4 protein-coding genes and 1 pseudogene are annotated in these 3,274 nt (G+C 61.6%); all 5 read left to right on the top strand.

Features of this window, described 5'->3' with window-relative positions; all coding sequences use genetic code 11:
* On the top strand, positions 1-1,048 hold a 1,048-nt coding region (locus tag IC50_RS05700), incomplete at its 5' end, for a branched-chain amino acid ABC transporter permease (RefSeq protein WP_035701563.1).
* On the top strand, positions 1,045-1,794 hold the full coding sequence (locus tag IC50_RS05695; RefSeq protein ID WP_035701560.1) for an ABC transporter ATP-binding protein: 750 nt from the start codon (positions 1,045-1,047) through the stop codon (positions 1,792-1,794). The genes IC50_RS05700 and IC50_RS05695, both read left to right, overlap by 4 nt.
* Complete coding sequence (locus IC50_RS05690; RefSeq protein WP_035701557.1) at positions 1,794-2,489, top strand: ABC transporter ATP-binding protein; 696 nt, start codon at positions 1,794-1,796, stop codon at positions 2,487-2,489. Before IC50_RS05695 ends, IC50_RS05690 begins: the two co-directional genes overlap by 1 nt.
* Before the next feature lie 9 nt (positions 2,490-2,498).
* Positions 2,499-2,681, top strand: a pseudogene (locus IC50_RS42975) (hypothetical protein); the annotation flags it as partial.
* A gap of 455 nt (positions 2,682-3,136) precedes the next feature.
* On the top strand, positions 3,137-3,274 hold a 138-nt coding region (locus IC50_RS38870), incomplete at its 3' end, for a tRNA-dihydrouridine synthase (RefSeq protein WP_193374092.1).

Genomic DNA, 3,274 nt, shown 5'->3' with positions numbered 1-3,274 from the left:
CTTCGCCGCCTGCCATATGATGAACGCGGTCGTGTCGCATGGCTGGCCAATCCCGCTTCCGTTCATCCCGTTGTTCGGCGGCCTTGGCGGTCTTGCGTTCGCAATGGTCATCGGCTGGGTCATGACCAAGCGTGCCGGCACCGTATTCGCCATGATCTCGCTGGGTATCGGTGAACTGGTTGCGTCCTCGTCGCTGATCCTGCGGTCGGTGTTCGGCGGCGAAGCCGGCATCACGACGGACCGCACCGCCTTGCCGCGCATGCTGACCTGGAGCTTCGGGCCGCAGATTCAGATCTATTATCTCATCGCATTCTGGCTGGTGATATCGGCGATTGCGATGTACGCGCTGACGCGGACCCCGCTCGGTCGGATCAGCAATGCCGTCCGTGACAATCCCGAGCGCGTCCAGTTCATCGGCTACGATCCTCACGTCGTCCGCTATCTCGCTTTTTGCTTTGCAGGATTCTTCGCTGGCATCGCGGGGGGACTTGCCGCCATCAGTTTCGAGATAGCGAACTCGGCCTATCTCGGCGCGATCCAATCCGGGCTCGTGCTCTTTTCAACCTTCATCGGCGGTACGGCTTATTTCTTCGGGCCGATCCTCGGCGCGATCCTGGTGACTTATCTGCAACTCGGACTGACCAGCGTCACCAGTGTCTGGCAGCTTTATTTCGGCATCATCTTCGTCGGCATCGTGATGTTCTCGCCCGGAGGCATCGCCGGGCTCGTGATGATGCACCGGCCGCTTCTCCGCGCCGGAACGTTACGGACGGTGATCCCATCTTATATCGTCTCGATGGTGCCGACTGTGGCGCTCGCCTGCGGCGTCATCCTGACCATCGAGACGATCGCGCGTTATTCCGGTGGGGAAGGCAATCCGATCAATCTATTCGGCATCGGTTTCAAACCGACGTCGCCGGTGACGTGGATCGCTGCTGCGGTTCTCCTTGTCGGCGGGTTCCTCGTCGCTCGCCTGACCTGGCGGCGGGTCGCGGAGGCCTGGGACAGGGCTGCGACGGTCGCGCGGGATCGGGGGTATCTGGCATGACCGCAGCCATCGAAGTTCGCGCCGTCGACAAGCGCTTCGGTAATGTGAGCATCATCCGTGATCTCAACCTCAGCGTCGCGCAGGGCGAACGGCACGCCATCATCGGTCCAAACGGCGCGGGCAAGTCGACGACGTTCAATCTGATCAGTGGGCATATCAGGCCGACCTCGGGCGAGGTCCGCCTCAACGGTGAGCTGATTTCCAACCTGCGGCCGTTCGAGATCAATCGGCGCGGCCTGTCGCGTTCGTTCCAGGTGACCAACGTGTTCGCCCGCATGACGGTCTGGGAGAACGTCCGTTGCGCCGTGCTCTGGGCCACGGGGCATCGCTATGCGTTCTGGAAGAACGTGGACCGCCTGCCGGAGGTCCGAGAGCGGACCGCCCGGATTCTTGAGGACATTCATCTCACGCATCGGCGGGACGTCCCGGCCGGCCTCCTGACATATGCCGAGCAGCGCGAACTGGAGATCGGCGTCACGATCGCAAGCGGCGCCACCGTCGTCATGCTCGACGAGCCGACCGCTGGAATGAGCCACGCCGAAACCGAGCGCGCAGTGTCGCTGATCCGGCGCCTGACCGAAGGGCGCACGCTTGTCATCGTCGAGCACGACATGAGCGTCGTTTTCGGCCTTGCCGACCGCATTTCGGTGCTGGTCTATGGTCATATTATTGCCTCGGGGACTCCCGAGGAGATCCGGCGCGATCCGAAGGTCAGGGAAGCCTATCTCGGCGAGGAAGCACATTGATGCTCCAGGTCAGGGATCTCCACGCCTATTACGGCAAGAGCCACATCCTTCAGGGCGTCGACCTCGACGTCGCGGCGGGCGAAGTCGTGAGTCTGCTCGGCCGCAATGGCGTCGGGCGCTCCACCACGGTCAAGGCGATCATGGGCGAGGTGAGCCCACAGGGCACGGTCCGCTTCAAAGGAAGGGATATCGCGGGCCTCCCCAGCTACAAGATCGCGCGTCTCGGGCTCGGCTATGTGCCCGAACATCGCGATATCTTCCCGAGTCTGACGGTGCGGCAGAATCTCCTGCTCGGCATCAAAGACATCCGCCGTCCGGGCAAGTGGCGGCTGCAGGACATGCTCGACATGTTTCCCAATCTCGCCGCGCGAGCCGATACGCCCGCCGGCGTACTTTCCGGCGGCGAAAAGCAGATGCTCACGACCTGCCGCACTCTGATGGGTGACCCCGACCTCATCATGATCGACGAACCGACGGAGGGGCTCGCGCCGCTGATCGTTCAACAGGTTGGAGATCTCATCGCCCGGATCGCGCAAGCTGGCGTCGCAATCCTGCTCGTCGAGCAGAAGCTGTCGATCGCCATGCGCATTTCGAAGCGCGTCTATATCATGGGGCACGGCCGCGTGGTTTTCGAAGGCACGCCCGATGAGCTCAAGGCGAACGCTGCGGTTCGCCAGGAATGGCTTGAGGTGTGATGCTCGCGCATCGTCGGACGAGTCATTGAACGGCTGCGACACGCACATCACAATACGCGCGGCCTTTTCTTCTCGAGCCATGAGGAGATGCGGCAGTGGTCCGTTCGCGATCTCGACGGTTTCTGGCGCAGCAACTGGGACCATTGCGATCTGCAATCGCCGACACCGTTCGCGACCGTGATCATCGAACGATCAGGTCAATCCGAGCATCAACCCGCCGTCGAAAGACGCCAGGTCGCCGGACCCCAAGGTGGGTAGTCGTCATTATCTCCGGCGTTCAGCAGCAATATGGCCGGAACTTTGGCGTGTCCGTCGCTCCGTACCGACCGGCACCGCCGGTTTTCTCTTCGCCGATCGGGCATCGATGAACCGGTCCAATGCTTGATGGCGGAATGCGCTCCGGCGGCGTGCCGCAGCAAAGGCTCATGCGCCGCCCGGTGCCATGAGCATCATGGTCACCTCGGCTTTGATTTGGCCGGTCGTTGCTTTTGGGGAACGGCGGAGGCGGGCTTTCCCACTCCGATTTCGTGTGCGCTACGTGTGCACCGGGAGATCAAATGCGGTACAAACGTGTGCAATTTGGGCTAGTTTGAGTGCACACGTGTGCACATGGTTCACGTTCTAGTCCATTGAAAGAATAGGGCAACTTGTTGAAATATCAAGATTATCGCTTTTCCGTGGCGCCCATGATGGATTGGACGGACCGGCATTGCCGGATGTTCCACCGTCACCTGACGCGGCGGGCGCTGCTCTATACGGAGATGCTGACCACGGGCGCAATCATT

This window comes from Bradyrhizobium genomosp. I (2014) (genome assembly GCF_000261685.1).
In the GTDB taxonomy this organism is placed as follows: domain Bacteria; phylum Pseudomonadota; class Alphaproteobacteria; order Rhizobiales; family Xanthobacteraceae; genus Bradyrhizobium.
The sequence above is the reverse complement of the archived record's forward strand: the minus strand, read 5'-3'. Positions and strand labels throughout refer to the sequence as shown.